This is a genomic window from Streptomyces sp. S465 (assembly GCF_026898115.1).
Lineage (GTDB): Bacteria > Actinomycetota > Actinomycetes > Streptomycetales > Streptomycetaceae > Streptomyces > Streptomyces luomodiensis.
This window is the reverse complement of record NZ_CP114036.1, coordinates 5,471,945-5,497,792: the sequence shown is the minus strand read 5'-3', so window position 1 is coordinate 5,497,792 and position 25,848 is coordinate 5,471,945. Positions and strand designations below refer to the sequence as shown.

Annotated in this window: 11 protein-coding genes and 1 pseudogene; 8 read left to right on the top strand and 4 right to left on the bottom strand. The window is 72.4% G+C overall.

Features of this window, described 5'->3' with window-relative positions; all coding sequences use genetic code 11:
- The first annotated feature begins 28 nt into the window (after positions 1-28).
- Genes N6H00_RS23015 through N6H00_RS22995 form a run of 5 tightly spaced genes read left to right on the top strand, consistent with a single transcriptional unit; the run spans position 29 to position 5,839 of the window.
- Entirely contained in the window at positions 29-811 is a 783-nt protein-coding gene (locus tag N6H00_RS23015) for a hypothetical protein (RefSeq protein WP_268973723.1), read from the top strand.
- On the top strand, positions 808-2,931 hold the full coding sequence (locus N6H00_RS23010) for a hypothetical protein (protein WP_268973722.1): 2,124 nt from the start codon (positions 808-810) through the stop codon (positions 2,929-2,931). The genes N6H00_RS23015 and N6H00_RS23010 overlap by 4 nt, the downstream gene beginning before the upstream one ends.
- 57 nt (positions 2,932-2,988) lie before the next feature.
- Positions 2,989-4,140 (top strand): PE-PGRS family protein, encoded by a 1,152-nt coding sequence (locus N6H00_RS23005; protein WP_268973721.1) that lies wholly within the window; start codon positions 2,989-2,991, stop codon positions 4,138-4,140.
- Positions 4,137-4,655, top strand: coding sequence for a Pycsar system effector family protein (locus N6H00_RS23000; protein WP_268973720.1), 519 nt, complete (start codon positions 4,137-4,139; stop codon positions 4,653-4,655). The genes N6H00_RS23005 and N6H00_RS23000 overlap by 4 nt, the downstream gene beginning before the upstream one ends.
- Positions 4,656-4,681: 26 nt before the next feature.
- The gene (locus N6H00_RS22995; protein ID WP_268973719.1) at positions 4,682-5,839 is read left to right on the top strand and encodes a M48 family metalloprotease; all 1,158 of its coding nucleotides are present in this window, start codon (positions 4,682-4,684) and stop codon (positions 5,837-5,839) included.
- Between the two features lie 80 nt (positions 5,840-5,919).
- Here the strand turns inward: N6H00_RS22995 and N6H00_RS22990 are convergent, their stop codons facing one another.
- Positions 5,920-6,771, bottom strand: coding sequence for an FG-GAP repeat domain-containing protein (locus N6H00_RS22990; RefSeq protein ID WP_268973718.1), 852 nt, complete (start codon positions 6,769-6,771; stop codon positions 5,920-5,922).
- Between the two features lie 534 nt (positions 6,772-7,305).
- On the opposite strand from N6H00_RS22990, the gene N6H00_RS22985 reads away from it, so the two are divergent.
- Complete coding sequence (locus N6H00_RS22985) at positions 7,306-10,071, top strand: helix-turn-helix transcriptional regulator (protein ID WP_268973717.1); 2,766 nt, start codon at positions 7,306-7,308, stop codon at positions 10,069-10,071.
- A gap of 44 nt (positions 10,072-10,115) precedes the next feature.
- Here the strand turns inward: N6H00_RS22985 and N6H00_RS22980 are convergent, their stop codons facing one another.
- A complete protein-coding gene (locus N6H00_RS22980; protein ID WP_268973716.1) occupies positions 10,116-10,847 on the bottom strand; it encodes a TetR/AcrR family transcriptional regulator in 732 nt (243 codons plus the stop codon).
- Positions 10,848-10,895: 48 nt separating this feature from the next.
- Between N6H00_RS22980 and N6H00_RS22975 the strand changes: the two genes are divergently transcribed.
- Positions 10,896-12,395 carry an MDR family MFS transporter gene (locus tag N6H00_RS22975; protein ID WP_268973715.1) on the top strand — a complete coding sequence of 500 codons (1,500 nt, stop codon included), beginning with the start codon at positions 10,896-10,898 and terminating at the stop codon, positions 12,393-12,395.
- A 64-nt stretch (positions 12,396-12,459) separates the two neighbouring features.
- Here the strand turns inward: N6H00_RS22975 and N6H00_RS22970 are convergent, their stop codons facing one another.
- Complete coding sequence (locus N6H00_RS22970; RefSeq protein WP_268973714.1) at positions 12,460-14,151, bottom strand: FAD-dependent monooxygenase; 1,692 nt, start codon at positions 14,149-14,151, stop codon at positions 12,460-12,462.
- A 160-nt stretch (positions 14,152-14,311) separates the two neighbouring features.
- On the opposite strand from N6H00_RS22970, the gene N6H00_RS22965 reads away from it, so the two are divergent.
- The gene (locus N6H00_RS22965) at positions 14,312-15,295 is read left to right on the top strand and encodes a phytanoyl-CoA dioxygenase family protein (RefSeq protein WP_268973713.1); all 984 of its coding nucleotides are present in this window, start codon (positions 14,312-14,314) and stop codon (positions 15,293-15,295) included.
- A gap of 155 nt (positions 15,296-15,450) precedes the next feature.
- Here N6H00_RS22965 and N6H00_RS22960 read toward each other — a convergent pair.
- Positions 15,451-25,833 (bottom strand): annotated as a pseudogene (locus N6H00_RS22960) (SDR family NAD(P)-dependent oxidoreductase); the annotation flags it as partial.
- Positions 25,834-25,848 lie beyond the last annotated feature (15 nt).

Here is a 25,848-nt window from a genome sequence, read left to right as displayed (position 1 = left end):
GGACCAGGCGACCGAGCGAGAGGCGATCATGACTCATCCCGTCAACCGCACGATCCTGCTCTTCGACATCGAGCGGTACAGCGACCGCGATGACGTCGAGCAGGCTTATCTGCGCCGCATGCTCTACGACATCGCCGACCGCACCCTGGCGGCGGCCGGGGTCGAGGAGACCAGGCGCCTCCGGGCCGACCGCGGGGACTCCGTCATGGAGCTCATCGACGCCGACGCCTCCCCCATCGCGCTGCTGCGATCCCTGCTCACCGAGGCTCCGGCGCAGCTGCGCACCATCAACCGGATGGCCTCCAGCAGTGCGCAGATCCGGCTGAGGTCGGTCCTCGCCACGGGCTTCGTGGCCGTCGACGACCAGGGTGGCTGGGTCGGCTCCGACCTCAACCACGCGTGCCGGCTGCTGGACGCGAAGCTGCTGCGCGCCGCGCTGCGCGAGCGGACGAACGACTTCGCGCTCTGCGTCTCCGAATCCATCCATCAGGGCATCGTCCGGCACGGGCATCCCGGGATCGCCCCCGAGGAATTCCACCCGGTCACCCTGGAGAGCAAGAACGGCCCGCTGGGCGCGTGGCTGCACGGTCCGCTGCCGGGGGGCACGGCATCGCCGGACGCGGCACCGGAGTCCGCCCCGGCGCCGGCCGCGGGTCCGGCGTCCCAGGGGCCCGGGGCCACGTTCCACTTCTCCGGAGGCGCCCCGTCCTTCGGCGGCAGCCTTGTCGCGGGCGACCAGCACGGCGTGTCCGGCGGCACCGTCCACGGCGATGTGCACCTCGGCGGCGCGGACCAGGGCGGTAGGCGATGAGCGCGGGTGAGGCCCCGGCGCCCGAGCACTCCGGGGAACCGGCCCCGCCCGACACCTCCGCGACGCGGGACCCCGGCGCGGAGGAGGCCGAGCCCGAGGAGCGGCCGCAGGAAGCCCGTGCCGCCCGCCGCGAACTGTACGAGCACGCCCCGGAGTTCATGTTCAAGGCCGCCGCCTCCTTCGGCGGTTCACTGGTCGGCGGCAGCCAGCACGGGGTGTCCGGCGGCCGGGTCCACGGCGATGTGTTCATGGGCGGCAAGACCGAGAGCCACCACTACTACGGCTCGGCCGGACCCGTGCACGCCTCCGGTGAGATCCCCGCCTCCGAGATCGAGAGCCTCGCCGCGGTGTTCCAGGAGAGCGACTCCTTCGCCACGGCCCTGGAACGTCTCCGCGGCGAACGGGTCGTGGTCCTCACCGGTGCCCACTCCACCGGCCGCCGCGCCGCCGCGCTGATGCTGCTGCACCGCCTGGGCATCACCACCGTCCGCGCGCTCGACGCCGGGACACCCCCCGCCGCCCTCCGCGACCAGCTGGGGAACGCGCCCGGTCATGTGCTGTGCGACCTGGGACTGAGCCGGGGCAAACCGCTGAAGTACACCCACCTGCTGGCCGTCCAGGACGAACTGCGCAAACGGAACGGCCATATGGTGATCACCCTCGAATCCACCGCCGCCCTGACCGACATCAGCCCCGTTCCCTGGGAGCCGCCCTCCGCCACGGCCGTCCTGCGCGCCCATCTCCACCATCACCTCGGCGACGGCCCCGTGGTCGACAGGCTGCTGAGCCTCGGCCCGGTGCACGACTTCCTCGCCCATGCCCATCAGCTGAGGGAGGTCCGCGACTTCGCCGAGCAGGTCGCCGCGTACGAGAGCGGGTCCGTCAGCCTGGCCGAGCTGGCCTCCTTCAGCCACGCCACCGTGGCGGAACAGGTCCGGCAGTGGTTCGCGGACGAGGAACTCTCGCTGCGCGACAAATCCTTCCTGATCTCGCTCGCCGTCTTCGACCAGGCCCCGTATCCGCTGGCCGCGGAGCTCGCCGACCAGCTGTACGTCCTTCTTCAGGAAACCGAGAATCCCGAGCGGACACCGGAGATCCCGGTCTTCGGCCCCGCCATCGCCGACCGGCTCCAGCTCGCCCGAGCGCACGGCTACGAGGAGTACGAGAGCACCGAATGGGGTCAGGTCCCCCAGTTCGTCGCCCGGTACCAGGACGAGCGGATCGCCCCCACCCTGCTGGAGGAGGTGTGGACCGGTCACCCGTCCGCGCGCCCGGCGCTGATCCGCTGGATCCAGCGGCTCGCCCGCGACGGCCGCCCCGTGGTGCGCACCCGGGCCGCCGCCACCGCCGCGATGCTCACCGCCGCCGATCTGCCGTCGGCCATGGCGCTGCTCATCGACGGCTGGGCCACCGCCCGTGGTTACGCCCCTCGGCTGATCGCGGCCAACACCCTCACCCTCAGCCACCTGCTGGGTGCGCCGGCGGTCCCCCGCGTCCTCAGCCAGTGGTGCCTCGATCCGCATCCGGCCCGGCGCTGGACGGCGGTGCGGGCCTATGCGCTGCTCGTGCCGCTGCGGCCGGAGCAGACCGGAGAGGCCCTGGAGACGATCGCCGCCCGCGCCCGGCTGGACGAGAGCGACGAACAGGAACGGAACCACCTCACCGAATCCACGGCGCTGCTGTTGTCCGCGGGCGACCGGAGGGCGACCCTCACCGCGTTGGTCCACTTCCTGGAGCGGGACACCGCGCCGGTGCGCGCCCTCCTCCTCTCCGCCTTCCTGACCGCGTGCCACACCGAGGAGGACGGGCTGCTCGCGTGGTTCATCGAGGACGACGAACGGACCCCGGCCGGCATCCGCGCGCTGGCCGACCCGTGGCGCGCCGCACTCGCCGACCCCACGCACACCAAGGCCGCGCTGACGGCGCTGCGCGCATGGGTGTACGAGGCCGATCGGCACCCGTCCGCCGAAGAGGCCGTCACCGCTCTGCTCCCGGCCCTGGCCGTCAGCGCGGAGGACATCGCCCGCCTGAGCCATCTGCTGCGCACCATCCCCGGCGAACACGGCGGGCCACCGCCGCGGGTCGCGGCCCGGCTGCTGTCCGCGCTCCCGTCCCGCTGATCCCCCTCTCTGATCCTTCTCTGATCCGTCCCCTGATCCCTCCGAGGAGATGACCTCATGGCGGACTTCCGCCGTCAGCCCGAATGGCAGCAACAAGCCGACCGCCACACCCAGCTGATCGACCCGGTACTGACCGTCCGGCCGATGGCGCGCTTCGAATACGCGGCCCGACGGCCGGCGGTCGCGATCGACCACGCACTTGTCTTCGTCACGGCCAAGGGGGCGTACGACACCTACCTCCCGCCGCACCGGCCGAGCCGGTCCGACGCCGCGAGTCGGCGGTACACCGCGGTGTACGAGGTGGACATGGGTACCCACCCGGTGACGCTCGACCTCGAACTACCCAGTGACGACGACGCGTTCGCCTTCGGCGTCACCGCGGAACTCACCTGGCGGGTCGCCGATCCGGCACGCTTCGTGGCCAGCGGCGAGCGCGATGTGCCGACCCGGCTGAGCCGGGAGTTCCAGCACCTCACCCGTCCGGTCAGCCGCGGCTTCGCCATCGAGAACAGCTCCATGGCCGAACAGGCGGTACAGCGAGCCGTCGACAGCGGCGCCTTCGCGACGGGCATCGGCCTGGACATCACCTGTGTGGTGCGGCTGCGGCTGGACGACGCGGCGATCGCCCACCGCAAGCAGCTGCGCGAGATCCGGTACGCGGGCGAGCTCCTGGACCCGCAGCATGAGCTGGAGATGCGGCGGCAGTACCAGCAGCACCAGCTCGAGGTGTTGCGGGTCCAGCAGCAGCAGGAGCTGAACGCAGCGAAGATCAATTTCTACCAGTACCACCTCCAGCAGGGAGGCGTCGCCGCCTGGGCGCTCCATCTGGCGCAGCATCCGGAGGACTCACGGCTGGTGATGGAGAGCATGCGGGCGGACCAGCTCGCGCTGATCAAAAGCCAGCTGGGGGTGGCCACCGAACTCCTCAAGGGAGAGGACGTCGAGGACTACCAGAAGGAGGAGCCCCGGCGGCTCGCGCTCCAAGTGGTCAACGACATCCTCAACCAGCGGCTCCCGGGAGTGTCCGAGCCGTCGGCGTACGGTCCGCCGCCGGGGGACGAGGGCTCCGCGCTGCCGCCGCCGGTCCCGCCGGCGCCCCCCGCCGTACCGCCGATGCCGCCCGTGCCCCCGGCTCCCGCCGGACAACCGGTGGAGTCGGCGCCCGCGGCCCCGGCCGAACCGTACGACGGGGAGGAGCGGCCCTCATGACCTCCGGCGGCAGCGCCTCCGCCACGGCGGACATCGAGGCCGCCGAGCGGCTGCTGGCCGATCTGCACGCCGAGATCGCCCGCGCCGACGGCAAGGCGGCGGTCCTGGTCGCGGCGCTCGGTATGACGGCGGGGATCGTGACCGCTCTGCTCGCCAACAGCAGCTGGACCCCCGACAAGCTCTCCACCGTCGGCTCCCTCGCCTGGTGGACCGGGACGCTCGCCCTCGCGCTGGCCCTGTTCGCCCTGCTCATGACCGTACTGCCGCGCTACGGCGGCAAAGCCTGGACGCCGGGGCAGCCGCTCGCCTACTTCAGCGACATCCGGCGCGCCGCCCGGCTGGGCCGACTGGCGACCGCACTCACCGACACCGCCGGCGCCCCGGTCTCCGGGCTGCTCGCCGCGCTCACCGAGACCAGCCGTATCGCCTCGGTCAAGCACCAGTGGATCCGCACCGGGCTGATCGCCTTCTGCTGCGGCGCCGTGCTGCTTCCCGGGGCGCTCCTGGCGGGCTGACCGTTACTTCGTTGCAGAGGAAAGCGATGACCGAGCCAGCAGAACCCCAGTACCCGCAGGCGCCGCCGCCCACCTACCCGCAGGCCCCGCCGCCGACCTACCCGCAGACGCCGCCACCTGCGCAGGCGCCTTCGTACCCACAGGCCCCGCCACCTCCGCAGGCGCCCCCGCACCCGCAGACAGCCGCGCCCCGGCCGCCCGCGCTCCCGCCCGCACCGCCCCCGCCGCCCGCGCCTCACCCTCATGAGCTGCGGTTCGCACAGCGCCGCGTGCACATCGCCGAGCACCAGCGGGGCGCCGATGGCACCGCCGTCAGCGGGCTTCTGCTCCACGTGCCGAATTTCCTGTGCAGCCTGCTGGTCGTGAGCCTGCTGTCGGTGTTCTTCGGTCCCCTCGGCATCGTCATCGTGGTGGCCTGGCTGGCGAGCGGCGCCCTCGTCTTCCACCGCCCCACCGAGCGGTTCATCGCCCGGCGTCTGCTCAAGCTCCGCCACCCAACCCCCCAGGAGCTGGCCAGGATCACCCCGGTGTGGCAGGAGGTCCTCGCACGGGCCGGGATCGAGGCGCACACCTACGAGCTGTGGGTCGAGGACAGCGACCGGCTCAACGCGGTCGCCGCCGCCGGCCATATCGTCGGCGTGACCCGTTTCTCGATCGAGCGGCTGCCCTCCGGCCAGCTCGCCGCCGTGCTCGCCCATGAGCTCGGCCACCATGTCGGCGGCCACACCTGGTCCAGCCTGCTGGGCTACTGGTACGCCCTGCCCGGACGGATCGCCTGGCGGTTGATGCTGCTCACGACGTATGTGGCCATCCGGGTGTCCGGGCTCTTCTCCTGGGCCGGGCCTGTCCTCGTGATGCTGGTCTTCGGCATGGTCGCCGTCGTGACCATCAGTTTTCTCTACGGGCTGCCGCTCCTGGTGCTGATCACCCCGTATCTGCTCGCCGCCGTCGGCCGCCGGGCGGAGTTCCACGCCGATCAGCAGGCGGCGGCGCTCGGTTTCGCGCCGATGCTCGCCGAGGTCCTGGGGTTGCTACACGCGGCCGAGCAGCAGGCGGAGGCGCTCGCGGCAGCGCGGGGGCGGCCGGTGAAACGGGAGAGGGCGCTGGCCCGGCTGCTCCACTCCCACCCCGACTACCCCGCCCGGCTGCAACGCCTGCAACCCCACCTCGGGCCCCTCGCCTGACCGGCCCGGATACGCCGCAGGGCGGTCACCCACCGGGGGGGGTGACCGCCCTGCGGGCGATACCGGCCCTGAGCCGGGCGTCAGCTGATGGCGTTGACGTCGTGCCAGCCCTTCGCCACCACCACCGGCTCCCGGAAGACGGCGGTGGGGTTCGCCGGGTCGAAGGTGCCTCTGTGGGCGTAGGCCACCAGGGTGCCGTCCTGGCGCAGGCCGAGCAGGTCCGGCCGGCCGTCGCCGTTGATGTCCGTGACGTCGATGATGTCCATCGCGTCCCAGCCGTGGCCGATCGTGTGCCAGTCGCCCTCGCCCACCGGCTCGCCGTCGGCGTCCCGGCCCTCGTCCGGCGTGAGGTAGACGGCGAGGTCGCCGTTGTCGTGGAGGACGAGCAGCTCGGGCCGGCCGGAGCCGGTGATGTCGGCGGCGCCCAGGGGGATGTCCGTCGCGCCGAGGGTGGCCAGCCGCTCGGGCGCGTTGAAGCTGTTGGTGCCGTCGACCTCGCCCGCGAAGGGAATGATGTCGATCTTGCTGGTGCCGCCCTGCCGGCCGATGATGTCGGTCTTGCCGTCGGCGTTCATATCGGCGAGGGCGATCGTGTCGTAGGCGACCTCCGGCAGTTTTCCGCCGATGTGGACCGGTTCCGCCAGGGTGTCCAGCCCGGCCAGACCGCCGCGATTGACGAAGATGTAGCCCTGCTCCTCCACGGTGAGCGCGAACACATCGGCCCTGCCGTCGCCCGTGAAGTCACCCGCGCCCACCCAGAGATAGTGGTCGGGCCGGATATCGGCGCCGATCTTCACGGGTTCGCCATACGTCTTCAATCCATTGAGCGCACCGGAACCCGGATAGACAAATAATTCACTGCCATGCCGGACGAGAATATCCTGCTTGCCGTCGCCGTCGAACGAACCGGAATGACCGGTATAGGTCAGCATTGACTCTCCCCGCTCCAGGGTTCGATAAGCGCCCCCACAAAGGAATTACCGAGGAGCGCGCCGCCAGCATTTAGCCATCCTACGGACGCTATTCACCCGGTAAACCCCTAGACCAACCCCTAGGGCTCCAGATGATGAGACACCACGTGTTGACAGCGGCCGCTCCGGGCTCCAACCTGATGACGTCATCGCAGGTCAGCACGGATTCCCCCAGGGAACCCCGACCAGGTCCGCGGCGGTCGGCGACCGCTCCGGCGCGGCGCGCCAACCGGATGAATGCCCACTTCAGGCCCGCGGTGCGATGAACGTCACGTTTTCCGTACGACATGTCCGCGCCGTCCGGAAATAAATGGTGAGATGGCGGCACATACTGCCACCCCAATTAGTAATGGATCAGTAAGGCGCTCTTTTTTCGCTTGACCGTTCTGTGACCAGGCCACACCATCGAGAGCGGCGCAGACAGTGCAATCGCGCATGCCATTCGCCGCACCGACCGAGACTCACAAAGGGGGATTTGTGGAGCTGGCCGAACGGATGAGCGAACTCACTCGGCTACGATCCATGCTGTCGACCTGCATGGCCGGCGAGGGAGGCGTCGCTCTGGTGACGGGGGCGGTCGCCTGTGGAAAAACCAGTCTGCTGAACACCTTCGCCCGGAATGTACGGGACTCGGGAGCACTGTTCCTGCACGCGAGCGCATCCCGCGCCGAACAGCTCCTGCCGCTCGGAGTCGTGACCCAATTACTGCGAACCGCCCCGCTGTCGCCGGACCAGTCGCGGCGTGGGGCCCGACTGAGCGCCGAATGCATGGCGGATCGCCCCGACCAGGACTCGGAAACCCTTGAACAGCAGCATGCCCGCGTCATCCACGAGTTCTGCACGCTGCTTCTGGAGCTGACCGCCCAGGGCCCCGTCGTGGTGGGTATCGATGACGTCCAGTATGCCGACCGGCTGTCCTTGCAGTTCCTGTCCTATCTGACCAGGCGCCTCTCCTCGGAGCCGATTCTCCTCGTGCTGAACGAATGGGCGGTGCTGGAGCCCGCCCTCGATTCCTTCCGCGCCGAACTGCTCAGCCACTCCCACTGCCGCCGCATCCGGCTGGGCCCCCTCTCCCCCGCCGGTGTCGCCGAACTGGTCACGGAACACACCAAGACCTGGCCGTCCAGCCCACTGCCCGCCGCCTGCGCGGCGATCAGCGGCGGCAACCCGCTGCTGATCCGCGCGCTGATGGAGGACCATGCGACCGTCGCCGGGCGGGTCTCGGCGGAGGTCATCGCCGGGCCCGTAGTCGCCGACGCGTTCCGGGAGGCCGTGCTGGTCTGTGTCCACCGCTGTGGACCCGATGTGCTGGCGGGCGCCCAGGGGCTCGCGGTGCTCGACGACGCCGGCACCCCCGCGCTGCTGGCCCGGCTGCTCGACATCGAACCCCACCAGGCCGACCACATCGTGGAAGTGCTGACCATGGCCGGGCTGCTGGCGCACGGCCACTTCCGGCATCCGGCCGCCCGCACCGCCGTTCTGGACAACATCGCCGGGAAGGACCGCACACGTCTGCACCGGCGGGCCGCCGAACTGCTGTACCAGGAGGGCGCCCAGGCGACGACCGTCGCCGCCCACCTGATCACCTCCAACCAGACCGACGCGCCCTGGACGGTGCCGGTGCTGCGCGAGGCGGCCGATCAGGCGCTGGCCGAGGACCGGGTCGAACAGGCGATCAAGCTGCTCAAACTGGCCCAGCGGAACTGCGCCGACGACCGCCAACAGGCCGCCGTCACCACCCTGCTCGCCGAGGTCGAATGGCGGCTCAACCCCTCCGCCGCCGCCCGGCTGATGCCCGAACTGATCACGGCCGCCCGCGACGGGCTGCTGGAGACCGACGTCACGTCTCCCATCGCCCTGCTGCTGTGGAACGGCGAACTCGGGCACGCCGCCGACGCGCTCAACCAGCTCTACCGGACGATCGACCCCTCGGACGCCCGAGCCGTGACCGAACTGCACATCCTGCGGCTGTGGGCGGACTGCTCCTACCCGGTACTGCCGCACCGCGCTCCCGAGCCGCCCGGCTTCCCCCACCCCGACGACTCGCTGAGCGAGGCCGCCACGACGGACATGCGGCTGCGCGCCCTGACCGCGTTCACCGCCGTGCTGCGGCAGGACAGCCACGCCGAGGCCGTCACCGCCGCCGAACAGGTGCTCCAGAGCTGCCACCTCGGCCATGCCGTGATGGACCCGGTGATCCCCGCACTGCTGGCCCTGACCTACGCGGACCGGCTGGACAAGGCGGCGCCCTGGTGCGACGCCCTGCTGGCCGAGGCCCGCTCCCGGCACGCCCCCGCCTGGCAGGCGATGCTGGCCGCGGTCCGCGCCGACATCGCGTTGCGCCAGGGCGATCCGGAGGCCGCCGAGCGGCACGCGCGCGCCGCCCTCGGCGCGATATCCGACCGCAGCTGGGGCGTGGCCCTCGGCGCGCCGCTGGGCATCCTGCTCCAGGCCATGACCTCCCTGGGACGCCATGCCGAGGCCGAGGAACTGACCCGGGCGGCGCCGCCGGAGCTGTTCCAGACCCGCTGGGGGCTGCTGTACCTGTACGCCCGGGGCCGGTACCACCTGGCGGCCAACCGGCTCCAGGCCGGGCTGAGCGACCTCACCACCTGCGGTGAGCTCATGACCGCCTGGGACATGGACCTGCCGGGCTTCATCCCCTGGCGCGCCGACGCCGCGCGGATCCATCTGCGGCTGGGGAATGTGCGGCAGGCCCGGCGGCTGGCCGAGGAGCAGCTGGCCCGGCCCCTCACCACGGGCTCCCGCACCCATGGCATCGCCCTGCGCACGCTGGCGGCCTGTAGCGAACTCAAACAACGGCCCCACCTGCTGCGCAAGGCCGCCGAGGAGCTCCAGGAGCAGGGCGACCGACTGGAGCTGGCGGAAACCCTCACCGATCTCAGCGAGGCCCACTACGCGCTGGGGGAGTCCGACCGGGCCCGGATGATGGCGCGCAGGGCATGGCACGTGGCCACCGAGTGCCGTACGGACGCGCTGCGGCAGCGGCTGTCGGTGTGCCTGGCGGAGGAGGACACCGAGCCGCTGATCGACACGGCGGGGGTGACCGCGCTGAGCGACGCCGAACGGCGGGTGGCCGCCCTCGCGGCCAAGGGACACACCAACCGGGAGATCGCGCGCAAGCTCTACATCACGGTCAGCACGGTGGAGCAGCATCTGACCAGGGCGTATCGCAAGCTCGACGTGCGCAGCCGGGTGGATCTGCCGGTCTGGCTGCAACCGAGCGGGGCGACGACGTAAACGGCTTCGCTGTAGGCGACGTTGTAAGGGCATCGCGCCCGCCATCAGGGGGCGGGCCGGTGGGGGCCGTAGGCGAGGAGGAACGCGCGGACACCGCTGACGACGATCCGCTCGATCTCGGCGTCGCCCACGGGCACGACTCCGAAGAGGGACCGGTGGTTCACGCTGCTGGTCACCAGTGCCCCGAAGTGGGCGGCGGCCTCCACCGGGTCGGGCACGGCGAGGACGCCGCGCTCGGCCAGCGCCCCCAGCCGCTCGGCCAGGGCCCGCTGCTCGATGCCCGGCCCCCGCCAGCGGTCGAGCAGGACGGGGAAGTGGGCCGCCTCGGTGATCACCAGCCGGATCGCCGCGGCGCGGCCCACCGAGCGCGCCACGGTGGTGCCCAGTTCGCGGCCGAAGCGGACCAGGGCCGCCTCGAGGTCGTCGGTGCCGCCGATGCCATCGGTGCCGTCGGTGCCGTCGACCTCGCCGAGGGTGCGGTCCAGGATTTCCGTGAACTGTTCCGCGTACGCCGCCTCGGCGTCCTCGATGACGGAGAGGAAGAGCCGCTCCTTGCTGCCGTAGTAGTCGTAGACGGTGCGCTTGGAGACGCCCGCTTCGGCGGCGATGGCATCGACGCTGGTGCCGGCGACGCCTTGGGCCACGAACAGCTCGAACGCCGCCCGTGCGATCGCCGCGCGCTTCTTCGGGGACCCCTGGCGCAGCCGCTTGCCGGCGCCGTTGCCGGCGGGAGTGCGCGCGCCGGCAACGGCGGAAGTCCGTGCATTGGTAACCACAGAACAGGAGGATACAGCAACTACACCACACGGTGTAGAGTCCCTCGCATGACTAGCCCGTCCACGGGGGACCCTTCTTCCGCCCCCGAGCAATCCGCATCCGACCGGCTGGACCCCGCACTCATCCGACTGGGCGTGATCCTGGTGATCGGCGCGATCGCGTCGATGCTGGACACCACGATCGTCAGCGTCGCGATCGACGGCCTGTCGCACGAGTTCGACACCGATATCTCCACCATCCAATGGACCAGCACCGGCTATCTGCTGGCCCTGTCGGCGGTCATCCCGCTCACCGGCTGGGCCGTGGAACGCTTCGGCGCCCGGACGATGTGGCTGTTCTCGCTGACCGCCTTCCTGGCCGGGTCCGCGCTCTGCGGCGCCGCGTGGTCGGTCGGCAGCCTGATCGCCTTCCGGGTCCTCCAGGGCATCGGCGGCGGCCTGATCACCCCGGTGATGCAGACCATCCTGGTCCGCGCGGCCGGTCCGCGGCGGATCGGCCGCATCATGAGCATCGTGGCGGTGCCCGGCCATCTCTCCCCGATCGTCGGTCCGTTGGTCGGCGGCGCCATCATCGACTCCGTCAGCTGGCGCTGGATCTTCTACGTCAACGTGCCCATCTGCGTGATCGCCCTGCTGCTGGCCTGGCGGGGTGTCCCCCGCGACACCAGGAGCGACACCGCCGCCCGGCTGGACGTGCTCGGGCTGTCGCTGCTGTCCCCCGGTCTCGCGGCGATCATCTACGGGCTGTCACAGACCAGCAGGCCCGAGGGGTTCGGGGCGACCCCGGTCGTGGTCTCCCTGTCGCTGGGCGCCGTCCTGCTGGCCGCCTTCGCGGCCCACGCGCTGCGCACCCGGATCACCCCGGTCCTGGACCTGCGGCTGTTCCGGCACCGCTCGTTCACCGCGGCCACGTTGCTGATGTTCCTGGGCGGCATGTCCGTCTTCGGCGCGATGCTGCTGATGCCGCTCTACTACCAGCAGGTGCGCGACAAGAGCGCGCTGGACGCGGGACTGCTGCTCGCCCCGCAGTCCATCGGCACCATCATCGCGCTGACCTACGTCGGCAAACTGACCGACCGGATCGGCTCCCGGCCCATCGTGCTCACCGGGGTGGCCATCGGCGTGGCCGGCACCCTCGCCTACACCCAGGTCCAGCCGGACACCAGTGTGTGGCTACTCAGCGGGTCCCTGCTGATCTGGGGGATCGGCATCGCGGCCTCGATGGTGCCCATCATGAGCGCGGCCTACCAGGGGCTGGAGCCGGCCGCGATCCCCCGGGCCACCAGCGCCATCTCGGTGATCCAGCGGCTGGGCGGCTCGTTCGGCACCGCGGTGCTCTCGGTCATCCTGCAACGCCAGATCACCCGGCACACCGAGGGCGGACAGTCGCCGTCCGACCCCGACGCGCTGACCAAGGCGTTCGACACCACCTTCTGGTGGGTCCTCGGCTTCACCGCCCTCACCCTCCTGCCGGCCCTGCTCCTCCCCCAGGTGAAGAAGCGCGAACCGGCCGGGCGCACACCGGAGCCCGCTACGGCCGATCGGTGAGGTGACCGGCACGGCGACGCCCGGCGGTCCGTTCCGAGGACCGCCGGGCGGGTGGGCCGAGTCGTCAGCCGAACCAGCGGGTCAGGGCCGCTCGGAGGGCGGCGTCGTCCGGGCCGGTGTCGTGCTGGGACGCCCAGCACACATGGCCGTCCGGCCTGATGAGCGCGGCCCGGACGTGGACGTCCTGCCCCGCGGCCGGATCGGCCACCACATGGCCGAGCCGGTCGGCCCGGCCGTGGACGGCGGGCGCCAGCCGGCTGGGGCCGTCCGCCTCCCGCAGCTCCAGCAGCACGCCCCGGCCCGTGTGCATCAGCTCGCCGAAGCGCACCGGTTCGCCGCCGACGGTCAGATCCAGGTCCGGCATCAGCCGGCCCACCAGGGGATGGCCGTTTCCGTCGGCCCCCTCGGCTCCGTCGGTCCCGCCTGCTTCCTCGGGTGCGCCGTAGCGGATGGTGAGGCCCGAGGTGAGGCCCGCCAGGTACCGGTTGGTCTCCGGCAGCTCGACGAGCGCGGTCAGCAGGTCGCGCAGCGCCGACATGTCCTGCTCCCGGCTCAGCAGAGTGGACTGCGCACGGGCCGAGCCCAGGATCGCGGCGGCCACCGGGTGGCGTTCGCGGTGGTAGGTGTCCAGGAGCCCGTCCGGTGCCCAGCCGTTCACCGCGGCGGCCAGCTTCCAGCCGAGGTTGAAGGCGTCCTGGAGACCGAGGTTCATGCCCTGGCCACCGATCGGGAAGACGATGTGGGCGGCGTCCCCGGCGAGCAGGACGCGCTCCACCCGGTACCGGTCCACCTGACGGCAGGCGTCGCCGAACCGGGAGGCCCAGAGCAGCTCCTTCAGCTCGGCGGCCGGACCGCCGACGGCGTGGAGGACCTCCTGGATCTCCCGCTCGGTGATCGGGGCGTCCCTGCGGATCGCCCGCCCGCCCACCTGCTCGGGGTCGGAGAACATCAGCCGGTAGACCCCGTTCTCGAGCCCCACCAGCGAGAAGTGGGTCTGGCGGCCGCCCTCGCTCAGGGTGATCATCCCGGTCAGTCCCACGTCCGGCAGCATCCGGACATCGCGTCCGTCCACCTCGCCGACCCCTTGCGGGGCCTGGCCGTCGAACCACTTCTCGGGCGGCCGCACCAGCACCACATCGGCCGCCACCCGGGTCTGCGGGCCGCCGTCCGTGCCGTCGAACGGCAGGCCCAGCACCCTGCGCACCCTGCTCCGTGAACCGTCACACCCCACGAGATAGCGGCCGCGCAGCAGCGTCTCCCGGCCCTCCGGGCCCCGGACGGTGGCCGTGACGCCATGCTCGTCCTGCTCGAAACCGATGAGTTCCCGGCCGCGCTCCACGGTGATTCCGTGCACGGTTCCCAGCCGTTCTTCGAGCATCGCTTCCACCCGCGACTGGAGGACGCCGATCTGCTGCGGGAACCGGGAGCCGAACGGCTCATTGTCGAGGGCCACCGGAATTCCGGCGAAGAAGCTGCGCGTCAGGAATCCCAGCTGAATGGGGTGTGCCTGGAGGCGTGCCAACAGGCCGCGCATCTCCAGGATTTCCGCCGTACGTGGATGCAGATTCAGCGCTCTGGACTGCCCGGTGGGCTCCGCCAGGGTTTCCAGCACCGTCGGCCGTACCCCCGCCAGGGCCAGCTCATGGGCCAGCATGAGCCCGGTGGGCCCGGCTCCGGCCACGATGACGTCCGCCTCCCGGACGTGTCCTTGAGGACTCAACTCCGTACCTCCGCAGACCAGTTGGACGGCGGCCACACTTCACCACCCTTACGTCGGCGGACCCTACGCCCCGCGGAAGCAATCACTCCATCCTTTGCCGCCCCTATTTTCAGCATTAGGGGTTGGTGTCGTGAACGCGCGTCAGTAGCGTTACCGCGACACTGCGATCGGCGAATTCCCACGGGACGAGGTGGCCATGACCGTGCAAGCCCCCGAAGCACCGTTGCGCGAACTCACGAATGAGGAGGTGGCCGCCTACCGGGAGGACGGCGCCATACGAGCGTCGGGACTGTTCTCGGAGGAGTGGGTGGCCCGGATAACGGAGGCCGTCGACTACGTCCTGGCCAATCCCTCCGTACTGGCGCAGGCGACCGCCGACTTCTCCGAGGGAAAGGCGAACGGCGACGCTTTCATGTGGAAGACACATGAGGCATTCCGTGATTTCGTCTTCCGCTCACCGGCCTCCCGGGTCGCCCAGCGGCTCTTCGGCTCACAGACCGTCACCGCCTTCTACGACCAGGTGTTCACCAAGCCGCGGGGCACCGCGAAGCCCACTCCGTTCCACGAGGACGCCACGTCCTTCCCCATCGACGGGGACCAGGTGTGCGCGATGTGGATCGCCCTGGACCACTGCGGTCCCGAAACGGCCGCCCTGACCGTCGTCCGTGGCTCGCACCGCTGGGAGCGGGACCGGGCCCCGGTCACCTCCAGCCTGATGCACCGGGCCATGCAGGCCGGGCGGACCACACCGGAGTCGGGGACCACGACGCGGTCGGAGACCACGCCGGAGTCGGGGGCCGGAGCGCGGTCCGAGACCCGGCGGGACGTGCTCACCTGGGACGAGAGGGACCTGCTCGCCTGGGATCTGGCCCCCGGCGACGCGGTCATCTTCCACCCCGCCGCGCTGCACGGGTCCACCGGCACCGCGCCGGCCCACGGCCGCCGGGCCTTCGTCTCCCGCTGGCTCGGCGACGGCGTCACCTTCCAGCCCAAGAAGGGCGTCATGCCCATCCTGTGGGACCCGGGTCTGGAGCCCGGTCAGCCGATGGGCGGACCGCTCTTCCCGCGCGTTCTGCCGACCGTCGACTTCGGCGCCGGCAAGGGCGCCGACCAGTGGGAGGCCCAGCAGCCCGACCCCGAGCGGCTGGGCCACTTCCTGCGGCGGATCGGCAGGGGCTGACCGTCGGCAGGGACTGACCGTCCTGCCGTTGGAGGCGGGCGGCGGAACGACGGAGAGGGGCCCGTGGACGATGGTGTCCACGGGCCCCTCTCCGTCGTTCACTCCCCGGCGCCCGGTCCTGCGGTGGCGGTCAGCTCCGCGCTCAGATACCCGGCCAGGGCGACCGGGGTCGGGCAGTCGTAGACCACCGTCGCGGGCAGGGCCAGCCCGGTGGCGGCCGTCAGCCGGTCCCGCAGCTCGATCGCCCCGAGCGAGGCGAACCCCATCTCCAGGAACCCCCGCTCGCCGTCCACCTCCTCCGCCGAGGCATGGCCCAGGACGGCGGCCGCGTGTGCGCGCACCACATCGAGCAGCATCCGCTCGCGCTCCGGCCCGGACGCCTCCCGCAGCTCCGGTGCCACCGTCCGCGGACCGGCCGGCGCACCGAGGGCCCCGGGCTCCCGCGCGTCCGCGAACTCCGGCAGCAGGTCGAACAGCCGGCTGGGGCGGGCCGTGGTGAACACCTCGCCGAACCGCTTCCAGTCGATGGCGGCCGCGAGCACGGTCCCTTCCGCACCGCCGCCGATCGTCCGGCGCAGCACCGCGATCCCCTCCGCCGGTTCCAGGGAACCGAGCCCCAGCTCCCGCAGCCGGTCGGCCAGCGCGTCGGTGCTCCACGGCCCCCAGGCCACCGACGTGACCGGCAGCCCGCGGGCCGCGCGCCGCCCGGCCAGGGCGTCCCCGTACGCGTCCGTCATCGCCCGTACCGCCTGGCCGACACCGCCCACCATGCCGGTGAGGGACGAGAAGACGACGAAGGCGGACAGTTCGAGGGTTTCGGCCAGCTCGTACAGATGGGTCAGACCGGCCAGCGGGCCGGACACCCAGTCGTCGTACCGTCCGCCGGGGAGCCCGGCGACCGGGCGGTCCTCGACCACCCCCTCGGTGTGGACGATGGCGTCCGGCGGGTACTCCGCCAGCAGACGCGCCAGCGCGTCGCGGTCGTCCAGCGGGCAGGAGGCGACGGTGACACGCACACCGGAGGCGCCGAGCTCCGCGGCGAGACCGTGCGGATCCGAGCCGTCCCCGGTCAGGACGAGATGGTGCGCGCCCTCGGCCGCCAGCCAGCGGGCGATGTGCACGCCCACGCCCTCGGCCCCGCCGGTCACCAGCACGGTCGTCCCGGCCGGATTCCACGGCGGCCGCTCGGCGTTGTGCCCGGCGTTGTTCTCTGTGCTGTTGCCGGCGCTGTTCTCCGCGCTCTCCGTGGGCTCGGCGTCCGCACGCACCAGACGGCGGCCGAGGGCTCCGGCGGAGCGGATGGCCACCTGATCCTCGTCGGTCGAGCCCGTCAGGACGCGGCACAGCCGGGTCAGCGCACGTCCGTCGAGCCGCTCGGGGAGGTCCACGAGACCGCCCCACCGCTCGGGGTGCTCCAGCGCGGCCACCCGGCCGAGCCCCCACAGCAGCGCCGCCGGGGCCGAGGGCGCGGGCTCGGACGGGGCGACCCGGACGGCGCCGCGGGTCAGCCACCACAGGGGGGCTTCCAGCCCCAGCTCGTCCGCCGCCCGGACCAGGTCCACGGCCCAGGCCCCGGTCTCGGGCAGGGCCACCAGCCCCCTGACCGCGTCGGCCGAGGCGGCCTTCAGGGACTCGGTGAGCGAGCCGCCGTCCGCCGTCACCAGCCGCACCTGCGCCCCGTGCCGCTCCAGGCCCCGGACCAGACGCCGGACCATGTCGTCCACGTCCAGGACATCGCCCCCGGCCGGAGCGCCGTCCCCGGCCGGAGCGGCATCCGCGCCGGGGACAGCGCCCGCACTCGGGGCGGTGCTCTCGCCCGGAGCAGCGCCCGCGCCAGGGGTGGCATCGGTACGCGGCGCGGCACCCGCACCCGAGGCGACACCCACACCCGGGACGGCACCTAGGGCGGTGCTCTCGTCCCGGGCAGCACCCGCACCCGGGACAGCATCCGCGCCCAGGGCAGCACCTGCTCCGAGGGCGGTGCTCTCGTCCGGAGCAGCGCCCGCGCCAGGGGTGGCATCCGTGCTCGGCGCGGTACCCGCACCAGGAGTGGCCATCGCGGCACCCGCACCCGAGGCGACGTCCACGCCCGGGACGGCATTCACTCGTCGGTCTTCAGGCACCACGAGGAGCCAGGTTCCGTCGAGGGCGGGCGGGCCGTAGGTGTCGAGGCCGGGGAGTGGCTGCCAGCCGGTTCGGTACCGCAGGCCGCCGCGGAGGGCCTGGGCACGGTCCTGGGTGCGCCAGGCCGACAGTGCGGGGAGCGCCGTGTCGAGTGCGGCGCGTCCGTCCGGGTCCGTGACGCCCAGCGCCTCGGCCAGCGCCTCGAGGTCGCCGCCCTCCACGGCCGCCCAGAAGCGGTTCTCCCGCTCCGGGGGTGTCGGCCGGGCCGCCCGGCCCTCTCGCATCCAGTAGCGGTCACGGGCGAACGCGTAGGTCGGCAGCTCCACCGTGCGTGCCCCCGGGAACAGCCCGGACCAGTCCACGCCGACGCCGTGCGCGGACGCCTGGGCCACCGCGGCCACCAGGGCCTCGGCCTCGGAGCGGCCGCTTCGCAGGACGGGCACCAGCAGGGTGTCGTCCGTCGCGTCGGCGAGGCAGTCCTGGGCCATCGCCGACAGCACCCCGTCCGGGCCCAGTTCGAGACAGGTCCGTACGCCCAGGCCGTCGTACAGCGACCGCACGCCCTCGTGGAACCGTACGGTCTCCCGGACGTGCCGGGTCCAGTAGTCGGCCGAGCACACCTCCTCGGCGGACACCGGCGCCCCGGTGAGGTTGGACACCAGGGGGATGCGCGGCGGCCGGTAGGTCAGCCCGGCCGCGACGGCGCGGAAGTCGTCCAGCATGCCGTCCATGTGCGGCGAGTGGAACGCGTGGCTGACCCTCAGCCGCCGGGTGCGCCGCCCCTCGGCAACCCATTGGTCGGCGATGTCCAGTACGGCGTCGAGGTCGCCGGAGACGACCGTGGCGGCCGGGCCGTTGACGGCCGCGATGCTCACGAAGCTCTCCAGCCCCACCAGCGTCTCCGTCACCTCCTCCTCGCTCGCCCGGATCGCCACCATGGCGCCGCCGTCCGGCGCGGCCTGCATCAGCCGGGCACGGGCGGCCACCAGGGCGCAGGCGTCGTCCAGGTCGAGGACCCCGGCGGCGTGGGCGGCGGTCAGCTCGCCCAGGGAGTGGCCCATGACGCAGTCGGGGTGGACGCCCCAGGACTCCAGCAGCCGGAGCAGGGCGGTCTCGACGGCGAACAGGGCGGGCTGGGCGTACTCCGTGCGGTCCAGCAGTTCCTGGTCGGCTCCGAACACCACGTCCTTGAGGGGAAGCGGAATCCGGTCGCACACGGCGTCGAACGCCTCGGCGAAGGCGGGGTACGTCGCGTACAACTCCCGCCCCATGCCGAGGCGTTGTGCGCCCTGGCCGGTGAAGACGAAGGCCGTCCCGCCGCCGGCGCCGGCCGCGGTCGCGGTCGCGGTCGCGTGGAAGGTGTTCGCGGCGGGCAGGTCGTCGTGCAGCGCCAACAGGCCCTGGAGGACTTCGGCGCGCTCGGCGGCCACCACCGCCGCCCGGAAGGGGAAGCGGCTCCGCGTGGACACCAGCGACCACCCGACGTCGACCGGCCGCAGCTCCGGGCGGGCGATGAGGTGGTCGCGCAGTCGGAGCGCCTGTCGGCGGAGGGCCTGGGGGGAGCGTGCGGAGAGCAGGAGGGGGACGACCGGCCGGGTGCCGTTCCGGTCCGGTGGCTCAACAGCTTCGGCTTCGGTTCCGGTTCCGGGTTCGGGTTCGGGTTCGGGTTCAGTTTTGGTTTCGGGTGCGGGTACGGGTTCCGTTTCGGGAGCTTGTTCGAGGATGACGTGGGCGTTGGTGCCACTGATCCCGAAGGACGAAACACCCGCCCGACGCGGCCGGCCCTCCACCTCCGGCCACTCCCGCGCCTCCGACAGCAACGACACCCCACCCGACGACCAATCCACATGCGGCGACGGCTCCTCCACATGCAACGTCCGCGGCAACACACCATGCCGCATCGCCATCACCATCTTGATCACACCCGCCACACCCGCAGCCGCCTGCGCATGCCCGATGTTCGACTTCACCGACCCCAACCACAGCGGCCGATCGACCGACCGCCCCCGCCCATACGTCGCCAACAACGCCTGCGCCTCGATCGGATCACCCAACACCGTCCCCGTCCCATGCCCCTCCACCACATCCACCCCATCCGGAGCCACACCCGCCCTCACCAACGCCTGCCCAATCACCCGCTGCTGCGACGGACCATTCGGCGCCGTCAACCCATTACTCGCACCGTCCTGATTGACCGCACTACCCCGCACCACCGCCAACACCCGATGCCCCTTCCGACGCGCATCGGACAACCGCTCCACCACCAACACGCCCACCCCCTCCGACCACCCCGTCCCGTCCGCCCCCGCCCCAAACGACTTGCACCGCCCATCAACCGCCAACCCACGCTGCCTGCTGAACTCCACGAACGTCGCAGGCGACGACATCACCGTCACGCCACCCACCACCGCCATCGAGCACTCCCCCGCGCGCAGCGCCTGACCGGCCATATGCAACGCCACCAGGGACGACGAGCACGCCGTGTCCACCGTCACCGCCGGGCCCTCGAATCCCAGCGCGTAGGCGACCCGCCCCGACAGCACACTGGCCGTATTCCCCGTGCCCACATAGCCCTCGACGCCTTCGGGCAAGGCCCCCAGCCGGGAGGCGTAGTCGTAATACATCACCCCCGCGTACACGCCCACATCACGCCCGCGCAGCTCACCCGGGACCAACCCACCCGACTCCAACGCCTCCCACACCACCTCCAGCAACAACCGCTGCTGCGGATCCATCGCCACCGCCTCACGCGGCGAAATACCGAAGAACTCCGCATCGAACTCCGCGGCACCGTAGAGAAAGCCGCCCTCGCGCACATAGCTCTTGCCCCAGCGCCCCGGGTCCCGGTCGTAGAGCGCCTCGGTGTCCCAGCCCCGGTCCACCGGGAACACGGAGATCCCGTCGCCGCCGGTGGCCACCAGGTCCCACAGACCCTCGGGAGACTCCACCCCGCCCGGGAAACGGCACGCCATCCCCACGATCGCCAACGGCTCATCACTCGCCGCCACCGCGCCCGGCGGCAACGCCGCCACGGCATCCACATCCTCACCGAAGAGCTCCGCACCCAGCTGGGCCGCCAGCGCCGCGGGCGTCGGGTAGTCGAACACCAGCGTCGCCGGTAGGAGGAGTCCGGTGGCCTCGTTGAGCCGGTTGCGCAGGTCCACGCCGGTCAGCGAGTCGAAACCCAGCTCGCCGAACGGACGCAGGGGGTCGATGCCGTCGGCGGAGCGGTGTCCCAGCGCCCCGGCGGCCTGTTGGCGGACGACGTCGAGCAGGGCCGGTTCCCGCTGGTCGGCGGGGAGGGCGAGCAGCCGGTCCCGTAGCGCGCTGCCGGAGGCGGCCCGGCCCGCACGCCGCATCGGCGCGGGGGCGAGGTCGGCCAGCAGCGGCGGGACGGCGTCCGTGTGCCGGCGCAACGAGGCGGTGTCCAGCCGCATCGGCAGCAGTACGGAGTCCTGCGCTGATCCCGGTAGGGAGCCCGGTACGGAGATCTGCGCGGGGAGGGCGGCGTCGAAGAGGGCGAGGCCCTCGTCGGCGGACAGCGCGCCGAGCCCGGCGCGCCGCATCCTCTCGGTGTCCGCCCGCGAGAGCTCCCCGGCCATACCGCTGCCCTGTTCCCAGGGGCCCCAGGCGAGGGAGAGCGCGGGCAGGCCCCGCGCCCGACGCCAGCCCGCCAAAGCGTCCAGAAACGCATTGGCAGCCGCATAGTTCGCCTGACCAGGACCACCCAGAATGCCGGACGCCGACGAGAACAACACGAACCCCGACAGCTCCATCTCCCGCGTCAGCTCATGCAAATGCCACGCCGCATCCACCTTCGGACGCAACACCGCACCCAGCCGCTCCCCCGTCAGCGCACCGACCACACCGTCATCCAGCACACCCGCCGCATGCACCACCCACGCCAAATCCCCCACACCCGCGACGACCTCCGCCAACGCCCCACGATCCGCCACATCACACGCCAGCACCGACACCTGGGCACCCAACCCCACCAACTCATCCCGCAACCCCACCGCACCCGGCGCAGCCAACCCCCGCCGACTCACCAACACCAACCGCCGCACCCCACGCCCCACCACCAAATGCCGCGCCACCACCGCACCCAACGCACCCGTACCACCCGTGATCAACGCCGTACCCCGGGGATCGAACGTGTCCTCGCCTTCCGGCGCCGGCGCCCGGTGCAGGCGTGGGACCAGGTGCGTGTCGCCGCGTACGGCCATCTGCGGCTCGCCGGAGGCCAGTACGGCCGCCAGGGTGTCCGGAAGTCGCGTGCCGTGCACGTCCTCGCGTCCGGCCAGGTCCACGAGGACGATCCGGCCCGGGTGCTCGGACTGCGCCGACCGCACCAGCCCCCAGACCGCCGCCCCCGCCGGGTCGGCGGTCTCCTCCTCCGACACCGCGACCGCACCGCTGGTCACCACGGCGAGCCGGGTGCCGGCGAACCGTTCGTCGGACAGCCAGGACCTGAGCGCCGCCAGCACCTGTCCGGTGACGGTGTGCGCGGCGGTGGCCGGATCGCCGGGGCCGGAGACGAGGCCGGGGACCACCACCACGTCCGGCGGCGGTCCGGCCGAGGCCACCTCGTCGTCCCACATCCGCATGTCCGGGACGGTGACCACGTCCCCGGTGGCCAGATTTCCGGCGGCCACGTCCCCGGTGGCCACCTCGACCGGGGACCACACCGTCCGGAAAAGCGAATTCCGGAACAGCGCACCGTGGCGTCCGGCCCGCGCCGCACCGGCCAGCTGCTCCTCGGACACCTCCCGGAACAGCAGTGCCCCCACCGAGAGCAGCGGCGCTCCCGTCTCGTCCGCCACCTCCAGCGACAGGGCGTCCTCGGCCGAGGGGGACAGCCGGACGCGGACGGTGTCGGCGCCGGCCGCGTGCAGCCGTACCTTGGTCCACAGGAACGGCAGGCGCGCCGCCCGGCCGGGTTCGGCGAGCAGCGAGACCGGGTGCAGCGCGGCGTCGAGCAGGGCGGGGTGGAGGCCGTACCGCCCGGCCTCGGTCCGGTGCTCCTCCGGAACGGCCACCTCGGCGTAGATGTCGTCACCGGCCGCCCAGGCGGCCCGTACCCCGCGGAACGCGGGGCCGTAGTGGAAGCCCGCCTCGGCGAGCCTCGGGTAGAGAGCGGTCACGTCGAGCGGTTCCGCGTGCGGCGGTGGCCAGGCCGAGGCCCAGGCGGACGCGTCCGGGGTGTCCGTGGCCGCCTCGCGACTGACGGCTCCGCGCGCGTGCCGCGTCCAGCCGCCCGCCTCCTGGCCGCCCGCCTCCTGGCCGACCGTCGCGGCGCCGGGGCGGGAGTAGACCTCCAGCGGCCGCCGCCCCCGGTCGTCGGGCGCACCGACCGTCAGCTGGAGCTGGACCGATCCCTCGCGGGGCAGGACGAGCGGGGTCTCCAGGGCGAGTTCGTCCAGGCGGTCGCAACCGGTCAGCTGGGCCGCCCGGAGCGCGAGTTCGGCGAAGGCGGTCCCCGGCAGCAGGACGGTGTCGCCGACCACATGGCCGCCGAGCCACGGCTGCCCCGCCAAGGACAACCGGCTGGTGAGCACGAGCCCGTCGTGGTCGGCGGGTGTCACGGCCGCGCCCAGCAGCGGATGTCCGGCCGAACTCAGGCCGAGCGCGGTGGCGTCGCCTGCCGGGGCTCCGCCGTCCAGCCAGTAGCGCTGCCGCTGGAAGGGATAGGTCGGCAGGTCCACCCGCCGGGCCGCGGCGGGCAGCAGCGCCGTCCAGTCCACCGCGACACCGCGCACATGGCCGGCGGCGACGGCCGAGCGCACGGAGTCGGCCTCCGGCCGGCCCTCGCGCAGCAGCGGAATCAGCGCACAGGACGCGGAGACGGACTCCTGGCCCATGGCGGACAGGACTCCGGCCGGCCCGAGCTCCAGGAAGGTGGCGACGCCCTGGCCGTCCAGTCGGCTCAGACCGTCGTGGAACCGTACGCACTCGCGGACGTGCCGCACCCAGTAGTCGGCCGTGCCGATCTCGGCCGCGCCGACGACGCGGCCGGTCAGGTCGGAGACGATCGCGATCCGCGGGGGCTCGTACGACACGCTTTCGGCGACCCGGCGGAACGGCTCGAGCATCGCGTCCATGAGCGGCGAGTGGAAGGCGTGGCTGACCCGCAGGCGCTTCACCCGGCGGCCGGCCGCCTCCCAGTGCGCGGCGACAGCGGCGACCTCCGCCTCGGCGCCCGATATCACCGTGGCGTGCGGGCCGTTGACGGCCGCGATGGCGACCCGGTCGATGGCGGCCAGGTCAGAGCCGGTCAGCGACGCGCGCACCTCGGCCTCGCCGGCCCGCACCGACACCATCGCCCCGCCCGGCGGCAGCGCCTGCATCAGCCGCCCGCGCGCCGCGACGAGCCGGCAGGCGTCGGGGAGGGAGAGGACGCCGGAGACATGAGCGGCCGCGAGTTCGCCGACCGAATGCCCCAGCAGATAGTCGGGGCGCACACCCCAGGACTCCAGCAGCCGGAACAGCGCCACCTCGACGGCGAACAGGGCGGGCTGCGCGTACTCGGTACGGTCCAGCAGCCCCTGGTCGGCGCCGAACACCACGTCCTTCAGCGGCCGCTCCAGCTCCAGCCGCTCGCAGACCGCGTCGAACGCCTCGGCGAACACGGGGTACGTCGCGTACAGCTCACGCCCCATGCCAACGCGTTGGGCCCCCTGACCAGGGAAGAGGAAAGCACACTCGCCCTCCACGACCGTGCCCGTCACGGTGTCCGGGTCCGGCTCGCCCGCCGCGAAGGTGTCCAGCGCCCGCCGGAACCCCTCCTCGTCCGTCGCGAAGAGCACGGCCCGCCGCTCCAGCCCGGCCCGGAGCGTGGCCAGCGCCACGCCGATGTCGGCCGGACGGGCCTCGGGGTGGTCGTCGAGTACGGCGCGCAGCCGCTCCGCCTGGGCCCGGAGGGCCTGGTCGCTCCTGGCCGACAGAACCCAGGGCAGCGGCGTCGGCACCGTGCCCTCGGCGCGGTCGTGGCCGACGGCCGGGCCCGTCTCCTCCCGAGGCGGTGCGTCCGGCGCCTGTTCGACGATCACGTGGGCGTTGGTGCCGCTGATGCCGAAGGACGAGACACCGGCCCGCCGGGGGCGTCCCGTGTCCGGCCACGGCAGCGGCTCGGTCAGCAGCGACACCGCGCCGGCCGACCAGTCCACATGCGGGGTCGGCTCCTGGGCGTGCAACGTCCTCGGCAGCGTACGGTGACGGATGGCCATCACCGCCTTGATGACCCCGGCCACACCGGCGGCGGTCTGCGTGTGGCCGATGTTCGACTTGACCGTGCCGAGCCACAGCGGCTGGTCGGCCGGCCGGTCCTGGCCGTACGTGGCGAGCAGCGCCTGCGCTTCGATGGGATCGCCCAGCGCGGTGCCCGTGCCATGCGCCTCCAGCAGGTCGACGGAGTCGGCGGACACCTGGGCGGCGGCCAGCGCCTGCCGGATCACCCGCTGCTGCGCCAGCCCGTTGGGGGCCGTGAGCCCGTTGCTGGCGCCGTCCTGGTTGACGGCCGTACCCCGCACCACCGCCAGCACCCGGTGGCCGTTCCGGCGCGCGTCGGACAGCCGCTCCAGCAGCAGCACGCCCACTCCCTCGCCCCAGGCCGTACCGTCCGCGGCGGCCGAGAACGCCTTGCACCGCCCGTCGGCGGCCAGCCCCCGCTGCCTGCTGAACTCCACGAACATCGTCGGCACCGACATCACCGACACCCCGGCGACCAGCGCCATCGAGCACTCGTTCTGCCGCAGCGACTGGCAGGCCAGATGGAGCGCCACCAAGGAGGACGAGCACGCGGTGTCCACGCTCACCGCGGGGCCCTCCAGCCCCAGGGTGTAGGCCACCCGGCCGGAGACCACGCTGGCCGCTCCCCCGGTCAGCAGATAGCCCTCCACCTCGTCGTCCACCATGTTCGCCCCGGACCCGTACCCGAGCTGGGCGGCGCCGACGAACACCCCCGTACGGCTGCCGCGCAAGGCCGTGGCGTCGATCCCGGCCCGCTCGAACACCTCCCAGGACGTCTCCAGCAGCAGCCGCTGCTGCGGGTCCATGGCGAGCGCCTCGCGGGGGTTGATCCCGAAGAACGCGGCGTCGAAGTCGCCGACGTCGCGGACGAATCCTCCCTCGCGGGCATAGCTCGTCCCGGGCCGGTCCGGGTCCGGGCTGTAGAGCGCGTCCAGGTCCCAGCCCCGGTCGTCCGGCAGCGGGCCCATCGCGTCACCGCCGGCTTCCACGAGCCGCCACAGGTCCTCCGGGGACCGGACGTCACCGGGGAAACGGCAGCTCATGCCCACGATCGCCAGGGGTTCACGAGCGGTCTCGGTGAGGTGGCGGTTCCGCTGCCGAAGCCGCTCGACTTCCTTGACGGATGCCCGAAGCGCCTCGACGAGTTCGTTGTTCGGTGTGGTCATCACGGTCTCCGCTGG

Bases quoted from the DNA above. Each gene is read 5' to 3' on its own strand.
- N6H00_RS23015 (WP_268973723.1), top strand. From the start codon at position 29: ATGACTCATCCCGTCAACCGCACGATCCTGCTCTTCGACATCGAGCGG.
- N6H00_RS23010 (WP_268973722.1), top strand. From the start codon at position 808: ATGAGCGCGGGTGAGGCCCCGGCGCCCGAGCACTCCGGGGAACCGGCC.
- N6H00_RS23005 (WP_268973721.1), top strand. From the start codon at position 2,989: ATGGCGGACTTCCGCCGTCAGCCCGAATGGCAGCAACAAGCCGACCGC.
- N6H00_RS23000 (WP_268973720.1), top strand. From the start codon at position 4,137: ATGACCTCCGGCGGCAGCGCCTCCGCCACGGCGGACATCGAGGCCGCC.
- N6H00_RS22995 (WP_268973719.1), top strand. From the start codon at position 4,682: ATGACCGAGCCAGCAGAACCCCAGTACCCGCAGGCGCCGCCGCCCACC.
- N6H00_RS22990 (WP_268973718.1), bottom strand. From the start codon at position 6,771: ATGCTGACCTATACCGGTCATTCCGGTTCGTTCGACGGCGACGGCAAG.
- N6H00_RS22985 (WP_268973717.1), top strand. From the start codon at position 7,306: ATGAGCGAACTCACTCGGCTACGATCCATGCTGTCGACCTGCATGGCC.
- N6H00_RS22975 (WP_268973715.1), top strand. From the start codon at position 10,896: ATGACTAGCCCGTCCACGGGGGACCCTTCTTCCGCCCCCGAGCAATCC.
- N6H00_RS22965 (WP_268973713.1), top strand. From the start codon at position 14,312: ATGACCGTGCAAGCCCCCGAAGCACCGTTGCGCGAACTCACGAATGAG.